17 protein-coding genes are annotated in these 21,499 nt (G+C 30.8%); all 17 read right to left on the reverse strand.

Annotated features, from left to right (window positions below; all coding sequences use genetic code 11):
• Window position 1: 1 nt before the first annotated feature.
• Complete coding sequence (mutS, locus tag B5D16_RS01220) at window positions 2–2,665, reverse strand: DNA mismatch repair protein MutS (RefSeq protein ID WP_242942960.1); 2,664 nt, start codon at window positions 2,663–2,665, stop codon at window positions 2–4.
• Window positions 2,628–4,076, reverse strand: a complete 1,449-nt coding sequence (gene miaB / locus B5D16_RS01225; protein WP_143405007.1) for a tRNA (N6-isopentenyl adenosine(37)-C2)-methylthiotransferase MiaB — start codon at window positions 4,074–4,076, stop codon at window positions 2,628–2,630. Before miaB ends, mutS begins: the two co-directional genes overlap by 38 nt.
• Window positions 4,077–4,283, reverse strand: coding sequence for a DUF896 domain-containing protein (locus tag B5D16_RS12320; protein WP_143405008.1), 207 nt, complete (start codon window positions 4,281–4,283; stop codon window positions 4,077–4,079).
• 84 nt (window positions 4,284–4,367) lie between these two features.
• Window positions 4,368–5,555, reverse strand: a complete 1,188-nt coding sequence (locus B5D16_RS01230) for a hypothetical protein (RefSeq protein WP_078765130.1) — start codon at window positions 5,553–5,555, stop codon at window positions 4,368–4,370.
• A 14-nt stretch (window positions 5,556–5,569) separates the two neighbouring features.
• Window positions 5,570–6,406: a glutamate 5-kinase gene (gene proB, locus B5D16_RS01235; RefSeq protein WP_341465170.1), complete on the reverse strand. Its 837-nt coding sequence runs from the start codon at window positions 6,404–6,406 to the stop codon at window positions 5,570–5,572.
• Window positions 6,396–8,018, reverse strand: a complete 1,623-nt coding sequence (locus B5D16_RS01240) for an NAD(P)/FAD-dependent oxidoreductase (RefSeq protein WP_078765131.1) — start codon at window positions 8,016–8,018, stop codon at window positions 6,396–6,398. Before B5D16_RS01240 ends, proB begins: the two co-directional genes overlap by 11 nt.
• Window positions 8,019–8,041: 23 nt before the next feature.
• Window positions 8,042–9,238 carry an aminoacetone oxidase family FAD-binding enzyme gene (locus B5D16_RS01245; RefSeq protein ID WP_078765132.1) on the reverse strand — a complete coding sequence of 399 codons (1,197 nt, stop codon included), beginning with the start codon at window positions 9,236–9,238 and terminating at the stop codon, window positions 8,042–8,044.
• Between the two features lie 3 nt (window positions 9,239–9,241).
• Entirely contained in the window at window positions 9,242–10,912 is a 1,671-nt protein-coding gene (locus tag B5D16_RS01250; protein WP_078765133.1) for a putative polysaccharide biosynthesis protein, read from the reverse strand.
• Between the two features lie 24 nt (window positions 10,913–10,936).
• Complete coding sequence (locus B5D16_RS01255) at window positions 10,937–12,211, reverse strand: DUF3048 domain-containing protein (RefSeq protein ID WP_078765134.1); 1,275 nt, start codon at window positions 12,209–12,211, stop codon at window positions 10,937–10,939.
• A gap of 14 nt (window positions 12,212–12,225) precedes the next feature.
• The gene (gene ybeY, locus B5D16_RS01260; RefSeq protein ID WP_078765135.1) at window positions 12,226–12,720 is read right to left on the reverse strand and encodes an rRNA maturation RNase YbeY; all 495 of its coding nucleotides are present in this window, start codon (window positions 12,718–12,720) and stop codon (window positions 12,226–12,228) included.
• Window positions 12,720–13,712, reverse strand: a complete 993-nt coding sequence (locus B5D16_RS01265; RefSeq protein WP_078765136.1) for a PhoH family protein — start codon at window positions 13,710–13,712, stop codon at window positions 12,720–12,722. The genes ybeY and B5D16_RS01265 overlap by 1 nt, the downstream gene beginning before the upstream one ends.
• Before the next feature lie 133 nt (window positions 13,713–13,845).
• Window positions 13,846–14,022, reverse strand: a complete 177-nt coding sequence (gene rpsU, locus B5D16_RS01270; RefSeq protein WP_078765137.1) for a 30S ribosomal protein S21 — start codon at window positions 14,020–14,022, stop codon at window positions 13,846–13,848.
• A gap of 141 nt (window positions 14,023–14,163) precedes the next feature.
• Window positions 14,164–16,830 carry an alanine--tRNA ligase gene (gene alaS / locus B5D16_RS01275; protein ID WP_078765138.1) on the reverse strand — a complete coding sequence of 889 codons (2,667 nt, stop codon included), beginning with the start codon at window positions 16,828–16,830 and terminating at the stop codon, window positions 14,164–14,166.
• Window positions 16,823–16,969, reverse strand: coding sequence for a hypothetical protein (locus tag B5D16_RS12430; protein WP_159444242.1), 147 nt, complete (start codon window positions 16,967–16,969; stop codon window positions 16,823–16,825). Before B5D16_RS12430 ends, alaS begins: the two co-directional genes overlap by 8 nt.
• An 82-nt stretch (window positions 16,970–17,051) precedes the next feature.
• Complete coding sequence (locus B5D16_RS01280) at window positions 17,052–18,506, reverse strand: Ig-like domain-containing protein (RefSeq protein ID WP_159444243.1); 1,455 nt, start codon at window positions 18,504–18,506, stop codon at window positions 17,052–17,054.
• Between the two features lie 62 nt (window positions 18,507–18,568).
• A complete protein-coding gene (locus B5D16_RS01285; RefSeq protein ID WP_078765140.1) occupies window positions 18,569–19,933 on the reverse strand; it encodes an NCS2 family permease in 1,365 nt (454 codons plus the stop codon).
• Window positions 19,934–19,948: 15 nt separating this feature from the next.
• Complete coding sequence (cls, locus tag B5D16_RS01290; RefSeq protein WP_242942961.1) at window positions 19,949–21,499, reverse strand: cardiolipin synthase; 1,551 nt, start codon at window positions 21,497–21,499, stop codon at window positions 19,949–19,951.

A 21,499-nucleotide genomic window follows, 5' to 3' on the forward strand; every position in this document is an offset into this window, starting at 1 on the left:
ATTATTTATCCTTTAATTTATCCTGTAAATCATATAGTAAACCAATCGCTTCAAATGGCGTAATACTATTAATATCAAGTGATAATAATTTCTCTTTTACTTCCTCTAAATTTGAATCAGAAGAAGCTGTTTCATGCTTAATATCATTTTCTATTTTTTCAAAACTATCAATAGCTTCAATCTTTTTAGCTGTATTAACAATATCAGCATTAGTAAGCTGAGCAAGTATTTCCTTTGCTCTCTGAATAACTCCGTCAGGAACTCCAGCTAACTTAGCTACCTGAATACCATAACTCTTATCAGCGCCACCTTTAATAATCTTACGAAGGAATACGATGTCATCACCCTGTTCCTTAACGCTAATACAATAGTTATTAACACTATCAAGTTTACCTTCAAGTTCAGTAAGTTCATGATAATGTGTAGCGAACAGTGTCTTTGCACCAATGATATTTACATCATTAATATACTCAACAACTGACCATGCAATACTAAGTCCATCAAATGTACTTGTACCACGACCAATCTCATCCAAGATTATCAAACTATCTTTAGTTGCATTTCTAAGAATGTTTGAAACCTCAGTCATTTCAACCATAAATGTACTCTGACCGCTTGATAAATCATCACTTGCACCAACTCTTGTAAAGATTTTATCGCAGATTGAAATGTTTGCGCTTTTAGCAGGAACGAAACTACCAATCTGAGCCATAAGAGTAATAAGTGCAACCTGTCTCATATATGTTGACTTACCAGCCATGTTAGGACCAGTAATAATTGAAATTCTGTGTAAATCTCTATCAAGATATGTATCATTATTAACAAATGAATTATTAGGCATCATCTTTTCAACAACCGGATGTCTACCATCCTTGATATCAATAACGCCCTCTGTATTAATGTTAGGTCTTACAAAGTTATTTCTTTCAGCAACATATGCAAGTGAAGCATATGCATCAATCTTTGCAATAGCCTTTGCAGTCTTTTGAACTCTTACAATCTGGCTTGCGATTTTCTCTCTAATATCAGAGAATATATTATATTCCAAAGCATAGAGTTTATCTTCAGCACCAAGTATTGTATCTTCAAGTTGCTTTAATTCATCAGTTGTAAATCTTTCAGCATTAGTTAATGTCTGCTTTCTAATGTAATAATCAGGTACCATATCGATATTCGATTTAGTTACTTCAAAATAATAACCAAATACCTTATTGTACTTAACCTTCATATTCTTAATGCCTGTTTTTTCTCTTTCACGCATTTCAAGTTCTGAAAGCCAGCCTTTACCATCAGTTTTAGCTTTTCTTAGTTTTTCAATCTCCTCACTAAAACTATCCTTTATAACGCCACCATCTCTTGCAGAAATAGGTGGTTCTTCAACAATGCTTTCCTCAATCAATTCATAGATATCTCTTAATGTATCAAGTTCCTCACAGATATGTTTAATCTCTCTTGTATCAAAATCTGAAAGAATAGTTTTTATTGGTGAAAGCATTTCAATCGAGCTCTTAAATGCAATTAAATCTCGTGGATTTGCTGTTCTATATGCAATCCTTGTAATAAGTCTTTCAAGGTCATAAACAGGATTTAAATACTCTCTGATTTCATCCCTTGTTATAAGTTCATTATTTAAACTTTCGATAACATCAAATCTATCATTTATCTCGTCCTTAAGAATAAGTGGCTGTTCAATAAATGATCTAAGCATTCTCGCACCCATTGCGGTTTTTGTTTTATCTAAAACCCAAAGAAGTGATCCAGCTTTCTGCTTTTCTCTTAATGTTTCTGTAAGTTCAAGATTTCTTCTAGTTGAAGTATCTAAAATCATAAACTTACCAGTTCTATATGGTGTTATCTTTGTTAAATGATCAAGTGAATTTTTCTGTGTTTCCAAAAGATAATTAAGTAATGCACCACCTGCAATACTTCCAAGTGGGTAATCGGATAATCCAAGACCTGAAATATCCATAACTTTAAAATGATCTTTTAATACAGAAATAGCTTTATCATCATCAAAATACCAGTCCTCTAGTGTATATACATATGCACCAAGTCTATTCTTTAAATCATCAATATTAATTCCAGACATTAAAAAGACTTCGTTACTTACAATTTCTGATGGAGTAAATTTATAAATCTCGTCAATAAGAAGTCTTTTATCATTCACCTCTGTTACATAGTAATCGCCAGTACCAACATCAACAACACTAATACCATAAGCACCATCCGTGCATAAAATACACATTAAGTAATTATTCTTACTATCATCAAGGCTTGTTATATTTAAATTTGTTCCTGGTGTAACAATTCTTGTAACTTCTCTTTGTACTAAAGTTTTTGTATCAGCTGCATCTTCCATTTGTTCAACAATAGCTACTTTATGGCCATATGCTACTAACCTATTTAAATAAGAATCAACTGAATGATGTGGTACACCACACATAGGAACTCGTTTTTCCAAGCCACAGGATTTACCTGTTAATGTAATTTCAAGTTCTTTTGATGCAATAAGTGCGTCTTCAAAAAACATCTCATAGAAATCACCAAGTCTATAAAAAATAATACAATCACTATGTGCTCTTTTTGTCTCTATGTACTTTTGCATCATTGGAGTTACGCTGTCTATATCAACATTCGCACTCGTTACCTGTTCTAATAGTTCCATAATAATAGAATCCTTTTGCTTCATCTAAATGAACATCAACGATTTTTCCAATAAGTGATTCATCACCTTTAAGATGAACAACACTATTATTATCAAGTCTACCTGTTACAAGACTATCGTCATGTTCATTAACACCTTCAACTAAAACTTTTTTAGTCTGTCCTACAAGTTGCTTTGTCTTCATATCAGAGCCCTTCTGGATTTTATCAAGGAGTCTATCAAATCGATCCTTAATAACATCTTCTGGAATCTGATTTTCCATTTTAGCGGCAGGCGTGCCAGTTCTCTTCGAATATATAAAAGTAAATGCACTATCGTAATTTACTTTTTCAACAACATCCATTGTCTCCATGAAGTCTTCCTCAGTTTCACCAGGGAAACCAACAATAATATCTGTTGTAATTGAGATATCAGGCATTGCTTCACGTAATTTATCTACTAAAGATAAATATTTTTCCTTTGTATAATGTCTATTCATAAGTTTAAGTAATCTATCACTACCAGACTGAAGTGGTAAATGGAACTGATGACAAACCTTCTTAGCATTAGCCATAACTTCAATAAGTTCATCCGATAAATCCTTAGGATGTGAAGTCATAAATCTAATACGTTCAAGCCCTTCAATATCATCAACCATCTTTAATAGTTCAGCAAATGATACCTCATCCTCTTCCTTATTTCCATATGAATTAACATTCTGTCCAAGAAGCATTACCTCAACGACGCCCTCGCTAACAAGTTTCTCAATTTCTCTGATAATATCTCTTGAACTTCTACTTCTTTCTCTACCTCTAACATAAGGTACAATACAATACGTACAGAAATTATCGCAGCCAAACATAATATTTACACCAGCCTTAAAAGGATACTTTCTAATCTGTGGAAGATCTTCAACTATTTCTGTTGTACCCTCCCACACATTAACAGTAGGCTTCTTACTTTTATTTGTAAATCTATCATACAAAAGTTCAGCAAGCTGGAATATATTATGTGTACCAAAGATGATATCAACGAATGAAAAACTCTTTCTAATTTTTTCAACAACATCGCTCTCCTGCATCATGCAACCACATAATGCTATAATCATATTTGGATTTTTTTCTTTTAGTTTCTTTAAATAACCAAGTCTTCCATAAACTTTTAAATTAGCATTCTCTCTAACAGTACATGTATTGTATAATACAAAATCTGCTTTCTCATCTTCGCTTTCAACGAATCCGATTTCTTCAAGAATACCTAAAAGTTTTTCAGAATCCTTAGCATTCATCTGACAACCAAAAGTATTAATATGACATGTTAACTTTCTGCCGTATTCATTTTCTTTATTTAAAACAATACTTTTACATAAATCCATGAAGTAGTACTGTCTTTCTGGTTCATGCACTGGTGCAACACTTAAATTATCAATCATCTATTTATCCTTTTTAATTACTTCTTCAATTGTTCCATCAGCATTCTGAACTGAAACATTACTTAAATCATTTAAAAGACTCTGTTTAATTGCTGCTCTATACTCCTTATAAAGCATTTGCTGTTCAGCTTTTTCATCAGCTGTGAGTTCTCTCATCTTTTTGATTTTAGCCAACTCATTAATTCTTTGAATTTTTTTACTATCCATTTTTTACTCTTTTCATATATGAATTTTTATATAAATAAATTAGTATAAACTTATGTTAAATTAGTATCAATTCGCTACTAACTATTATGATACGAAAATATATAATGTACCATCATCTGCATAAATGCAATCCTTATAATTTGCTTTTTCAGTATGAAGAACACTCATAGCTGGATATCTGAATATATTCATAATGTTCTTATTACCAATAAGTGATTTTTTAGGTTCAGAAACAATAATAATATCCTCTGTGATTGCTTCAATCTTCTTACTACTTTCAAATTCAATATCTATTTTATTTTTATTAAGATTTAAGAACTGTGTAGCATTCTTTCTAGCAATCTTTATGTATGGAACACCACCGATAACTGATGGCTGAGTTAAATCGTTATATCCTCTAACATTTCTATTAATACATGTTCTAGCCTTCTTAGTTCTTAAATTATAAAATGTTACAGTCTCATCACTTGTTTCATTATTTATTTTTGAATAAATAAGATATCCTGCATTTACTAATGCATAAGGTATTGTCTTTGTAAAATATGTCTGATCAATAGTGTTAAGAACAATATTTGTTTTCTTAAGCATAATCTCAGAAATAAGCTGTGATACATTAACAATACTTACACCTTCAATTGATACTTCTGATCTATCTAACTTTTGGAAACTAGGATTAGCAAATAATGTAAAACCTGTTTTTAACACACACATGTTTTCATCATAAGAAATCATAGTATCAATACCATTACTTATAAGATTTTCATCAACAACTTCAATCTGTGTTCGCTCTTTGTAATTATATAAATATAATTTATATTCATGTAATCCAATAAACTCACCTGATAATGTTCTCTTAGGGAGACCAATCTGAACAAGAATATTATCCTCATTAAGAGCAAATATCTTAATCTGCTTTCTTCCATTAACATAGTTTTTAATGGAATCTTTAAATCCATATATTCTTTTTGAATTATTAGTCATGAAATTGTATTTTACTAAATAAAAATTTGAAAATTTTTCATCAACTTTTTCATATTCAATAAAATACACAGAATCGGATCTATAAACGCAGTTTACAACTGTAAACAATTCAATCTTATTACTTAGAGGCATAATTTCATCTCTTTCATTTGTCTCTAATCTATATATATAATATTTAGCGTTATCTACATTTTCAAAATCGCTCTCATAATATTCTTTTTCAAGGACAATATCATCCTTTAAATGAAAACCATTAAACTGTGATGTCTTAACCATAAATCTAATATTCATAACGCCCTCCCATATTAATCAATATAGTTTTTAATGTTAAAGTTTTCTACTTTATTTTCTAAGAAATATGTTCCTACTTCTTCACCATCTATTATTGCTTTAATATTTTCAATATTATTACCGTTAGTTATTACAAGTGGTATTCCACCCTCTGTTGCAATCTTAGCAGCATTAATTTTAGCAGCCATTCCACCTGTTCCAACATTTGAAGAACTACTATCCTTTGCAAGTGCATATATGTCTTCATTTAATTCTTCAACATATGGGATAAACTTTGCATCTGGATTGCTATTAGGATCATCTGTATAGAATCCATCTTTATCTGTTAACATGATTACAAGATCCGCATTAACAATATTAGCTACTAATGCTGCAAGTGAATCATTATCACCAAATTCAATTTCATAAGTTGAAACTGTATCATTTTCATTAACAATTGGAATTACTCCAAGTTCTAATAATTTATTAAATGTATTTGTTGCATTCTTTAAACTAATATCATTTTCAACAGTAAACTTTGTCATCAAAACCTGACTTGTAATGTGATTATATTCAGAAAATAACTTCTGATACATCATCATAAGTCTTGACTGACCAATAGATGCGCAAGCCTGCTTATATGCAAGTGAATCATCCTTATGTCCTAAAAGTGCTCTTTTTCCAACAGCAATAGCTCCTGATGAAACAAGTATCACTTCTTTACCCTGATTGTTAAGGTCTGTTAAAACTCTTACAAGTTTTTCAAGTTTTTCGTAATTAAGATTACCTGTTTCTTTATATGTTAAAGAAGATGAACCAATCTTAACTACAATTCTCTTTTTTTCTTTTAATGCTTCTCTGTTAACCATCATATCTCAAATCCTCATTTGTAAATTTATTAACTATAGCTTCAGCTATTTTTATTCCATCTGCCGCAGCAGACATTATGCCGCCGGCGTATCCACAGCCTTCACCTGCGGGGTAAATACCCTTAACTTCACTTTCAAAATTCTCATTTCTAAGAATTCTAATCGGTGATGAAGTTCTGCTTTCAATCGCAAGTAAAACTGCATTATCCATATTGAAACCTGATAATTTATTTCCAAAATATTCAACTGCTTCAATAATGTTTTTATTTATGTAATCAGGTAAAATAGACCTTATATTAGCTGGTTCATATTCACCTTTCACTTTTAGTTCATATCCTATATCAGCAAATGACTCCGTCTTTACATCATTCTTAAAATCAATATACTTTTGCGCCGGTATTTTTCCATCACATAAATTATATGTTTTTTCTTCAAGACCCCTTTGATATTCGATATTAGCTAGAACATCACTACCTTTAGCAACATCTGTTTCTATATGTGAAACTAATGCACTATTAGCACAGCCACTGTTTCTATCTTTATAACTCATACCGTTAATTGCAAGCCTATTATCCTCGGAGGAAGCATTTACAACGTATCCTCCCGGACACATACAGAATGAAAAGACCGGTATATCATCTTCTGATTTATATGTTAATTTGTACGGAGCACTTTCAAGTCTTTCATCATCCGTACCATACTGTCCCATGTTAATTACACTTTGCGGGTGTATGATTCGAAGACCGACTGCATAAGTTTTACGCTCCATCTTTAAATAATCATTAAGCATGTAAAAAGTATCTCTAGCACTATGTCCCAAAGCAAGTACTAAGAGATTGGTATCAATAAACTCTTTATCATTATCCTTGTTATGAGTAACAATACCGATAACTTTTCCATCCTCAATCTTTATATCATCAAGTCTTGTATTAAATCTAATTTCACCACCAAGACTTTTGATTTCTTCTCTCATATTTTTAATACATTCTTTTAAAACATCTGTACCAATATGAGGTTTAGAATCATATGTTATATTTTCATCAGCACCATACTCATGAAATGTTTCAAGTATGTACTGCAATCTTCCAAATTTATCAGAAACACCAGTATTAAGTTTTCCATCAGAGAATGTTCCAGCTCCGCCTTCACCAAATTGTACATTTGATTCAGGATTAAGCTTATCCCCATTCCAGAAACTTTCTACTGTCTTGCTTCTATTATCAATATCTTCCCCCCTTTCAATAATAAGAGGTTTATACCCGCACTTAGCTAAAATGTACGCGCAGAACAAACCGCACGGTCCAAATCCAACAATTACAGGTCTTTTACTAAGGCTTTCGCTTCCTACTTTAGGAAGTTTATATATCTTAAGTTTTTTATCATAAATAATATCTTTATGTTTAATTTTTTTTACTTTGTTTTTAGTATTAATAAAGATCTGATACACATAGAAAACATCTGGTTTATGTCTTGCATCAATTGATTTTTTTAATATCTTAAAACTATCTATGTCAGATTTCTTAATTTTACACTTCTTACAAACTTTTAATAGTAGCATTTCGATACTATCTACCTTATAATCAATTTTAATATTACTAATAGTTATACTACTCATTTATAATATCCTATTTCTATAAATCATTTTAAACAGCCTGCAATAAAGCCACTAGAAAAAGCAAACTGTAAATTATAACCGCCACACTTTCCAACAACATCTAAAACTTCACCAGCAAAATAAACATTATCATTTATCTTTGATTTCATTGTTTTAGAATCTACTTCTAAAAGTGAAACACCACCTGATGTAGCCTGTGCATTATCTGAGTTAATCAACTCACTAACCTTAAATGTAAAATGCTTAATCTTATCAGATAATATTTTTATATCTTTATCAGTTAACTCAGAACTATCTTTATATGGATTAACATTTGCATTCTTACAAATATATGTTGCTAGTTTATAATTAATATAACCATTTATAACATCTGCCACTGGCATGCCTAAATTTTTTGAAGTTCTAAGAAGATATTCTAAATTCTCTTTATTAATCTCTGGACATAACTCTAAATCAATAACTATGTTTTTATATTCTGCTTTTTCAATTAGTTTTTTAATCTTAATTGAAAGATTGAAAATACATATTCCAGAAAGCCCTTTATCAGTAAACTGACATTCACCACTTTCTGAATCAATTAGCTTTCCATCATACAAAAGATTTGCAACAACCTTACTTCTAACACCCGAAATATCCTTATGTCTTTTATTTGAACAAACAACTCCAGTTAAAACCGGAACAGGATTACTAACTGTATGTCCAAGCTTTTTAATTAAATCATAACTACTACCATCAGAACCTGACTTTTTAGCAGTTACCCCACCTGTTGCAATTATTAATTTATCAAAATTTATTTCTCTGTCTTCACAGATTATAGTGTTTCCTTTTATGTCTTTAACAATACACTCATTAACTACATTAACACCAAGTCTTTCGGCTTCTAAAAGCATGTGATTTAGAACTGTTGATGCCTGGTTAGATAGTGGATAAACATAACCATCCTTATCATATGTATGCACACCAATCCCTTCAAAAAACTTTAATGTATCTTTCTCAGAGAATAATTCCAAAACATCTTTAACATATGCCTTACAATCATCATCATAAAAAGTCTCATTCATTAAAAGATTAGTAATATTACACTTACCATTTCCTGTCATTAAAATCTTCTTACCAGGTTTATTAGCATTATTTATTATTGTAACATCTTCATTATTTCTACGAGCTGTAATTGCAGCCATAAGACCACTTGCTCCAGCACCTAAAACACATACTTTCATATATTAATTCATTAAATGTACTTTCTTAAATATTCTATAAATCTTATTACCTTTTGGCATATTAAGTAATTCTTCTTTTGTAATTGCCTTAAATAAAACCAAGGTAATTGCATATGTAACTACTGCAACAAACATAGCAATAATACATGCGTATCGGAACGGAATAATACTCTTTAATCCTTTATATGAACCATAAGAAAGTAATCCCATAACCAATGAACACATAAATGGTCTAATAAATGAACTTAACCATTCAAATCTATAAATGGTATATCTCCTTATTGCTATTGCATTTAATATGCATAAAACAATTGAATATAATAAATCAAAAATAACAACTATATATATTGCCATTTCAAAATTACTCTTCTTTACAAAATTTAAAGAAATAGGTAATAAAACAATATGAATAGCAAATGATATTGCCGAATGTTTAAGAGGAACATTCAACTTATCAACACCTTGCAATATACCATTTGTAATAGTTGATAATGAATAAAATACAACTGTTAAAAAAGAGAATAACATCAATTTATATGCAATTCTTAAAATTGTAGTTCTAAATAACATTGCGATTATAGGTTTTCCTAAAACCATAAGCCCAACACCACTAGGTAATGCAATAATTAATGTAAACTTGAGAAGTATTGAAATTTTATCTGCTACCTCTCTTCTATCACCCTTTGTATATGATGATATAAGACTTGGAACAAGCGACGTTGAAAGTGCTGCAGCTATCGCAACCGGAATATTAGTTATAAGTACATAATTTCCAGAATAGACACCCCAAACGGCTTTATAATCATCTTCTGTAAGTCCCTTTGATCTTAAAATATTTCCAAAAATCATTCCATCTAGTACATTACTTAACTGATATAATGTAGTACTTAATAATACTGGAATAACTGTAACGAAAAATAATTTTAATATTTCTCTATAGTCATCATCATAAAAGTCATCTTGAATAATTCTATCTTCAAATGTTATATCTCTTTTATTTACATAATAATAGATTAATAAAATAATCAATGCTGTTACTGCACCAAGACATGTACCTAAAGTACCGCCAGCAGCACCATAAGCATCTTTCATATTTCCTTTGCCGTACTTACTAGCAATGTGAATACCTATTTCGCTAAGTTTCTTAGCAGCAATAATTGAAATAATTGCATTAATTATTTGCTCAAAAATCTGAGAAACAGCAGTAGGAATCATAGTATTAAGGCCTTGGAAATAACCTCTAATTACACCAGCAATACAAACTACTAAAACAGTAGGTGCTAAAACTCTTAATGCTGGTGCACAAGATGGATATCCTGCAATGTCAGCAATAAAATCAGCAAATATAAATGTAATTATTGCTATAGATCCACCAACTATAAGAGCAAATGCAAAAGAAACCTTAAGAACCTTTACACAATCCTCATACTTTCTAGCAGTAACCTTAGCTGAAACTATTTTTGAAATAGCCAAAGGTAAACTTACTGATGAAATCAATAACAAAATATTATAAATACTATATGCATTACTATATAAACCATTTCCACCACTACCAAGTATATTATTAAGTGGAATTCTATATATTAGACCAATAAGTCTAACCATTATTCCTGCAGCAGCAAGAATTGTTCCATTTATAATAAACGAATTTCTGGTTTTTTGTTTACTAGACATAATTATCTTATCCTTATGTTTTTACTATTTCGTTGTTTCTGCAGTGTTCTCTTTCTCTGATTTCTTTTGATTAGCTTTTTCGAATGCTTCTTTATCCTGAACTGTAACATTCATGTTTTTGCCTAAATAAGCAACATATGTCTTACCAACATTAAGCTTAATTTCTCTACCCTTTGGATTGTAATACTTAGTAACATCACTCATCTGTTCTTTTTTCCAAGTAATCTTTTGGCATACACCATTAGTGATATAATAGCCTTCACCGCTACCAGTTACTGTCATATCGATACTCTTTCCATCTGGATAAATACCATAATCAACATACTGACAAATAATATTATTAAAAGCTAACTGTTCATTATTATTTTCATCAATATGCTTTCCACCATACTGGAATCTCTTATAAAGGCCAGTATTTTCATCATATTCAAACCAAGGTGCATTAATAGGATATCCAAGACTTACCTTATATGCACTCTGTCCTTTTATTTCTACTTTATCGCCATCAACTTCAGCAAATTTATATTTACCCTTATAATCCTTATCATATTTACGTTCATAACCAAGAGTCTTAATTGCTGCCTCTAACTTGTCATGATCTGTATAAACATCATGTGGGCTATATTTATCACTTGCTCTATAAAATGTTGTATTACCAACAGCAGATAAACCACTGATATTATCAATCGCATCAGTATTTAAATAATCTTTTGCATACTTACTCTGACCAAAGTGAGTATAAATAGCATCATATTCATTTGAAATATAGCAGTAATAAATTCTACAACTTCTAATTGAACCTATTCTCTTAATGTCCTTTGTATCTTCAAATAAAGCCATAAGTCTTGTCATTCCACCTTCAACAGGACATTCATGAATAATTGAAGCCTTACTAATTCCAGACTGTGGAATTGCATCACCAATGTTATTAATCATAACTGCTATAGGTCTTTTATTTCCTAATTTTTTAGGAATCCAATCACCAGTTAATTTTGAAATTGTATCATTATCATGATTAACTTCTGTTGTAGGTTCTACTGTTGTTTGTTCTACTGTAGTAGGCTGTGCTGTTATATCAGTTACTTTTGCAGTTGTAGTTGAATCCTTACTCTTATCACCTAATCCAAAAACTGCTAAACATACTGCAACTGCAATAAGAGCAACAGTACCAATTCCAATTGCAATACTCTGTTTCTTGTGTTCTGAAATAAATTTTTTAAACTTATTATCTTCTTTCTTACTATTAATTTCCTTTTCTTCTACATTTTCACTGTTAGTAATATTTTCTTTGTTATCCATAATCTCCTATTAAGCTACCTTGATATACCTAATTCATCAAGTATTTCTTTCTGCCTATCCTCCATTAATATTCTCTCATCATCCTCCATATGATCATAACCACATAGATGAAGCATACTATGCGCTGTTAAAAACGCAAGTTCCCTTAACTCACTATGACCATATTCAAATGCCTGAGTTTTAATTCTTTCAATGTTTAATACAATATCCCCTAGTATTAACTCTCCATTCTCCAAGTTGAACAATGAATCATCATCTTCAACACTTGAAAAATCTGAAGGTTCGTCATATTCAATCATAGGAAATGACAAAACATCAGTAGGTTTATCAATCTCTCTTTGTTCTTTATTAATTTCCCTAATCATCTCTCCATCAACCATTAATACGTTGACTTCACACTCATAAGGACATTTCTCATAGTCAAGAGCCTTATTAATAACGTCTTTAATCACCTTTTTATAATCAAAGTCAAAATCAACAGAAACCTCTTCATCAATATTAATTGTCATTACTTTCTATCCTCTTTTTTAGGCTTTTTAGTATTTTGCTTATTTTCATACTTATCATAAGCCATAACAATCTTCTGAACCAATGGATGTCTAACTACATCCTGACTTGTTAGTGTAACAAATGCAATTTCATCAATTCCTGATAAAACCTTAGTCGCTACTTCAAGACCTGAAATATTACCATGCGGTAAATCCTTCTGTGTTAAGTCTCCAGTAATAACTACCTTTGAACCAAAACCAATTCTTGTTAAAAACATCTTCATCTGAGCTGGTGTTGTGTTCTGTGCTTCATCCAAAATAATAAATGCATTATCTAAAGTTCTACCTCTCATATATGCAAGAGGCGCAACTTCAATAAGACCTTTTTCTACATTAGCTAAATAACTTTCAGCTCCCATAATCTGATAAAGTGCATCGTAAAGTGGTCTTAAATACGGATCAACCTTACTCTGTAAATCACCTGGTAAGAAACCTAAATTTTCACCAGCTTCAATTGCAGGTCTAGTCAAAATGATTCGACTAACTTCATCTGATTTAAATGCATTAATTGCTTCAGCCATTGCAAGATAAGTTTTACCTGTACCAGCAGGACCAATTCCAAAAGTAATCATTTTACGCTTTATCTCATCAATGTACTTCTTCTGTCCTAATGTTTTTGGTTTAATAGGCTTACCTGTAATGGTTCTACATATAATATCTTCATCCAAATTAGTTAATTCAGATGTATTATCATCAAACGCTAGAGAAATGGCATATGTAACATTCTGAGTTGTTATGTCATTACCACGTTCTGATAATTTCAATAATTCTTCAAGTACTTTTCTAGCCCTGCTTGCAGAAACTTCATTACCAATAATTTTTATATTTGAATCCCTATTTATAATAGTAACATGTAGGTTTCTTTCAATGATTTTTACATTTTCATCAAGTTCACCAAACACGTTTCTTATATGATCTGCAGGCATGCTAAATATATTCTCAATAGCTGCCAAAAATATATATCCTCCTTACAATATACATATAAGGCCATAAAAACCCATACTGAAACAGTATACCACAAAATACCGCACAAAAAAAGGAGATAATATAATTATCTCCTTTTTTATTAACTAAATAAGTTATATCTTAGTTATATTTACGTTTTCTAGCAGCTTCAGATTTCTTCTTACGCTTTACGCTAGGCTTTTCATAATGTTCTCTTTTACGAATCTCCTGCTGAATACCTGCTTTCGCACAGTTTCTCTTGAATCTGCGGATAGCACTATCAAGTGATTCGTTTTCTTTAACGATTACATTTGACATAAGACAACTCCAACCTCCCTCCAGTTATAAATTGCGCATACAACTGTTTTGGGTAATTTTTTGCACTAGTGATATTATAAACATCAAAACCCAATTCGTCAACTACTTTTTTATACTTTTAATATTAGAAAATGCCTTATTTTATTTAATCTGTCCTTCTAATACTTCTTTAGCCTTATTAAGAGCATCAGCAATACCAGCTACATTCTTTCCGCCGGCCTGTGCCATGTTTGGACGACCACCGCCGCCGCCGCCAACAAGTGATGCAATTTCCTTAATAATGTTACCTGCATGAGCACCCTTAGCAATAGCATCATCAGTAGCAGTAACAATTAAGTTAACCTTACTTCCTCCTACATTTGAAGCTAAAACAATAACACCTTCGCCAAGCTTATCTTTAAGATTATCACCAAGATTACGTAAATCATTCATTTCTACATCATTTACTTCAAGTGGCAATAACTTAACACCCTTAACTTCAACAACAGAAGCTAGAGCATCTCCTGCTGACTCATTAGCAATCTTGCTCTTTAAGCTTTCATTCTCTGATGATAATGCTTTAATTTCAGCAAGCATGCTTTCAATTCTATTAAGAAGTTTTGAAGGATCTGTCTTAGCCACCTTACAAACTTCATTAAGTGTATTTTCAAGATTATTATAATAATTTACAACGCCATCACTTGTAATTGCTTCAATTCTACGAACACCAGCAGCTACACCACTTTCAGAAACAATCTTGAATAAACCAATATTACCTGTTTCCTTAACATGTGTACCACCACAAAGTTCTTTTGAGAACTCACCCATTGAAACAACTCTTACACTATCGCCATACTTTTCACCAAAAAGTGCCATAGCGCCTGTTTTCTTAGCATCATCAAGACTCATAATATCTGTGTTAACCTTAAGATTCTTTGAAATCTCTTCATTAACGATAGCTTCAACCTTAGCAACTTCATCAGCTGACATTGCACTATTATGTGTAAAGTCAAAACGTAATCTTCCATCAGAAACAAATGAACCTGCCTGTTCAACATGATTTCCAAGTACAAGTTTTAATGCTTTCTGAAGAAGATGTGTTGCACTGTGGTTCTTACAGATAAGACTTCTCTTCTTTTCATCAACTAAAAGAGTTACCTTATCAGTTGCACTAATACTTCCTGATTCAACAAAACCAATATGAGCAATCTTACCGCCTGATACATGAATTGTATCCTGAACAACGAATGTACCATTACCAGTCTTAATCACACCAGTATCACCACTCTGACCACCCATTGTGCCATAGAATGGAGTAACCTTAGTAATAATCGAACCATTATCACCTTCATTTAATGTATCTACAACACTTGATCTAACTTCCTTACCTTCTTTCTTGGCAACAGTTAAAGCAATAATTTCACTATCAAGTGTCAATTTATCATATCCAGCAAATTCTGATGTAACATTTACATCAAGCTGTTCATAAACAGTAGCATCTGCACCCATATAGTTAGAAACTTTACGAGCTTTTCTTGCTGTCTCTCTCTGGATATCCATGCACTTCTTAAAGCCTTTTTCATCAACACCAATTCCATCCTCAGCAAGAATTTCAATTGTTAAGTCAATCGGGAATCCATATGTATCATATAACTTAAATGCATGTTCACCTGATAAAGTCTTACTATTATTCTTTACAAGTTCTTCTTTATATTCATTTAAAATAACAAGCCCCTGATCGATTGTTCTATTAAAGTTTTCTTCTTCCTTGTTAATTACAGAGAAAATATGATCCATTTTTTCTGTAAGTTCTGGATAAGCATCCTTTGAATTTTCAATAACTGTCTCAGCTACCTTTGCAAGGAATAAACCATCAATACCAAGTAATCTACCATGTCTAGCAGCTCTTCTAAGAAGTCTTCTCATAACATAACCACGGCCTTCATTAGAAGGTAAAATACCATCACTCGCCATAAATGTAACTGATCTAATATGATCTGTAATTACACGGATTGAAACATCATCCTTATAGTTTTCTTCATACTTCTTATTTGAAAGTTCACATACTTTATCTCTAATTGCCTTAATTGTATCAACATCAAAGATAGAATCAACATCCTGAACAACTACAGCTAATCTTTCAAGACCCATACCTGTATCAATATTCTTATTCTTTAATGTTTCATAATTGCCTTTACCGTCGTTTTCAAATTGTGTAAATACATTATTCCAAACTTCCATGTATCTATCACAATCACAACCTACTGTACAACCTTCTTTACCACAACCATATTTTTCTCCACGGTCATAGTATATTTCTGAACTTGGACCACAAGGACCTGCGCCATGTTCCCAAAAATTATCTTCTTTACCAAATCTAAAAATTCTATCTTTAGCAATTCCTATCTTTTTATTCCAAATATCAAATGCTTCATCATCATCTTTATATACTGAAGGATAAAGTCTGTCAGGATCAATACCTACTACTTCTGTCAAAAATTCCCATGACCATTCAATAGCCTCATCCTTAAAGTAATCACCAAATGAAAAGTTACCAAGCATTTCAAAGAATGTACCATGTCTTGCTGTCTTACCAACATTCTCAATATCACCTGTTCTAATACACTTCTGACAAGTTGTTACTCTCTTTCTTGGTGGAACCTCCTGACCTGTAAAATATGGCTTAAGTGGAGCCATACCAGCATTAATCAAAAGCAAACTATTATCATTCTGTGGAACAAGTGAAAAACTGTTCATTCTTAAATGATCCTTACTTTCAAAAAATTTTAAATACATGTCTCTTAATTCATTAACTGAATACTTATGCATTGTTATTATCCTCCGATTTTGCTAATTTATCATTATGTCTTTTTCTTAAATAAATTCCAAGTTTTATTCCCGCATATGCTACCGCTACTAAGAACAAACCCTTAACTGTAAACCATAAAATACCTTGCCATAAATTCATAATTATACCTCAATTGTTTAATTTAAACATCTTTAAAATACTATCACAATTTTATAAAAATGTATATTATTTTTTATAACCACTATTTTTTCTTGATAATCTTACATTCAGCTTTTGTAGCTACATTTTCATAATTATTGCTTTTTTCGAAATAGTTAGTTTCTTCATCACCACTACCTTTAACAAATGTTGGATATGTTCTAGGTATACTACTATTTCCAAGCTCGTAATCTACGACTTTAATTCCAAATCCTTTTTCACTTCCAGAATTAACGATGTTTTTAAATGTATTACCAGTACAATCTAATCTCTGTGAACCTCTTCCCATAATACCACATACATCGCCTTTGCCTCCTGATACTTTATCAAAAGTACAATTTGAAACTTTACAATTTGCCCAGTTAAGAGCATGAACTCCAAACTTCTTCATATTGTTAAAAGTACAATTTTCAACTGTAACATTATTATGATAAATCTGAGAATTTGCACTATTATTGTAGCTATAATAATGAGAGCCAACGCCAACATATAAGTTTTTAAACTTACAATTCTTAATTACTATTCCATCATTATTAGTCTTATCACATGCTGACCATGTCTTATCAAATTTTTCAGGTATATCTAAATTAATAGCCTCTCTTGAAAGATTAGATCCTTTCTGACCAGAGAATTTACAATTTAAAATATTAATATCTTTACCAGCATCAAGTTCAATAGAATGTGCTTCATTAATATTTTTAAATGAAATACCTGAAATTGAAATATTAGTACTATGAAAAATAGTTACGGCAACACCCTGATGATAATAATTCATGTTAATCTCATTTTTGCCTTCACCAATAATTTTAACATTTTTAACACCATTATATTTTTTTGCCCAATTCTTTTTATTATATTTTGAAACAGGAACTAATTCAAATAATGTCTTACTAGCCTTAAACTTACTAGTATGTGTATTACTTGTTTTATTTATTTTAGCACCTTTTTTAAATATAATATTAACATTTGATGGTATACAAAGTACTGAAGTAATATTATATGTACCTTTCTTTACTATAAGTGTACCACCACCTAATTTTTCAAGCTTTTCAAGATGACTTCTAAATAAATACCAATCACGTGTATATTTATTTACATAAGCTGATGAATATTTTGAATATTTATTCTTTCCAACATCCATAAGCTTACTCTTCTTTGAGATTGTATAGCAAGCTCTAACCTTAACTTTACAACTTAATGTTTCACTTCCATTAATAACCGCTTTAATTACTGCCTTACCTCTTTTCTTCGGAGTAACTAAACCAGTTCCATCAACGTCACATACTTTTTTATTGCTAGTTTTCCATTCAATACTTCCTGATGCCCCATCAACATGTAATCTAAGAGTATCACCAACATTAATTGTTGCTTTTGTCTGATTTAAACTAGCTGCACTAACTTCTTCTAATTTAAGAAAAATACTATTATTACTAAATCCACCTAAAATTAAAGTAATAATAAGAATTAAACTTATTATTTTTTTCTTAATCATCTTCATATTAATACCTCCCATATAGTAATAAAAATAGTTATTTTGTATTGTTTTAAATGATTACTATTTTATAAAAAAATGTACTTAAGAATAAACAAAACTGATAATACATACATAAGCGGTTTGACAGCTTTAGCCTTACCACCTACGATATGTACAAAGCAATATGATATAATTCCTAATGCAATACCATCTGAAATACTATAAAAGAGCGGCATAGCAATTATGCATAAGTAAGCTGGAATTGCTTCTAAAAGATTACCATCTGAAAAATCAAGTTTTGTTACTGAACCAAACATCATAAATCCAACAAATATCAACGCTGGAGCAGTTGCACACGATGGTATTGTTGTAAATAATGGTGCAAAAAACATTGATAATAAGAATAAAAATCCAGTAATAACCGATGTAAGTCCTGTTCTACCTCCTGCAGCAACACCTGCGGATGATTCAACAAATGTTGTTGTTGTTGATGTACCAAGAACAGCACCTGATGCAGTTGCAACAGCATCTGCTAAAAGTGCTGGTCTAATTCTAGGAAGTTTTCCATCTTTATCAAGATAACCAGCTTTTGAACTTACACCAATTAAAGTTCCAAGTGTATCAAATACATCAACAAATAAAAATGCACAAATAACAACTAAAAAGTTAACAAAACTCTTACCTGACATATCCGCCTTAAAGCACTGACCAAAAGTCTTTCCAAGAGGCGAAAAATCAAATGAAACAATTTTTGATGGAATAACTGAATAAAAACCACTCTCTGGATTTGGAACATATAGATTTAAACCTTCACAAACCATTGCCAAAATCCAAGTTGAAATAATTCCAATAAGAATTGATCCGCTAACCTTCTTAATATATAATGTTATGATTATTAATAATCCAATAAGTGCAAGTAATGCTGTTATACCTGATGTCTTAAAATTTTCAGTAAAATCAGTCATTGTAACTAATGTTGCTGAATCTACTACAATACCTGAATTTTGTAAACCAATAAATGCAATAAACAATCCAATACCTACAGATACTGCAGATTTAAGCGTTGTTGGAATTGCATTAAATATTGCTTCTCTAGCATTTGTTATTGATAATGCTATAAAAATTAATCCCTCACAAAATACTGCAAGTAAAGCAATTTGCCATGAATATCCCATCTCACCACAAACTGTATAAGCAAAATAAGCATTAAGTCCTAATCCAGCTGATAACGCGAATGGATAATTTGCTAAAAGAGCCATACAAATTGTACCAATAAATGAAGCTATACAAGTTGCTAATAATATCGCTGTTTTATCCATACCTGATGCACTTAAAATATCAGGATTAACGGCTAAAATATATGCCATTGTCATAAATGTTGTGATTCCAGCCATAACTTCAACTGAAACAGTAGTATTATTCTCTTTTAATTTAAACAATTTTTCTAACATAATTACTCCAATCCGTTACATAAGTGGTGCTAATAATTTTAAAAACGCACCAAGTATTTTATAATATAATTTTCTATTTTTACATTCTTCTTTAGTAACTAAATGTGACTTTTCAATCGAATATTCAAAATCATCTTTACACTTAAATATCTCATCACTTCCATAAACAAGAGCTGCACATTCGAAGCTTAAATATAAACTACGATAATCAAAATTAATAGAACCGACAATGAATTCTTTATCATCACATATAATCATTTTTGAATGTACAAATCCAGGAGTATATTCATATATTTTAACTCCTGCATTAATAAGTTTAGGATAATACGTTCTTGCCAAACAATAAGCATATTTTTTATCCGGTGTACCCGGCATTAAAATAACTACTTTTACACCTCTTTGAGCAGCGTTTCTAATTGCTCTTTCCATTACATAATCAAGAACAAGGTACGGAGTCATAATATAAATATAATTTGTTGCACTATTTATCAAATTTATATAGACATTAGCTCCAACATATTCTTTATCTAAAGGACTATCCGTATATCCACAAACGTAAGAATTGTTTACTTGTAACTCATTACTATGTTTTTTGCAATAATAATCAAAATTATCAATCTCTTTTTCATCTAGATTCCATAACTGCAAAAACATATGAGTAAAGCTTGAAACAGCATCACCCTTTATTCTTATACCATTATCTTTCCAGTATCCAAATCGCTTTTTTCTGTTGATATATTCATCTGCCATGTTAATACCACCTGTATAAGCAACCTTACCATCAATAACAATTATCTTCCTATGATCTCTATTATTCTGTTGCGTAGTAAGAAGTGGTTTTAATGGAGCAAATATCTTTGTTTTAATTCCTAGTTCTCTTAAAAATTTTGGGTATCCGTAAGGTAAATAAAACAATGAACATAATCCATCATACATAACCCTTACTTCAACACCTTCTTCAACTTTTTTTGTTAATATTTCAAGCATCTGATCCCACATAAATCCTTCAGAAACAATGAAATACTCTAAAAAAATAAATTCTTTAGCTTTTTTTAGATCCTCCAATAAATCAGGTAATAATTCTTCTCCACATCTAAAATATGTTACTACAGAATTATCATATATTGGATATTTAGCATGTTTAGATAAATAATATACATTAGTAGCAAATAACTTATCTCTTTCTTCTATTTCCTTAAACAATTCTGGATTTTGTACTAATTTATCTTCTGTCTTTTTTACAATATAATTAATTTTTCTATTAATGACTCTAGACCCTGATTGTGTCTTCATAAATAAATATAATAACACACCAAAAATTGGCAATACCATCATTGGATAAATCCATGCCATTTTAAAATCTGGTAGTTCATCTAAATTATATATGTATATAACAAGAAATACTGAAAATATATTAGTAATTCCATATACAGTGAGAATAGAAGTATTGATAAAACTTGAAAAAACTAATATTAAAAATATTTGTAAAAAAAGCATTGCTATAAGAGTAACAGATCTACTAAAAATTACTCTAAAAAAGCCTTCTTTACCTCTTTTCATTCGCAT

Source organism: Eubacterium uniforme (genome assembly GCF_900167115.1).
Classification (GTDB): Bacteria; Bacillota; Clostridia; order Lachnospirales; family Lachnospiraceae; genus Eubacterium_S; species Eubacterium_S uniforme.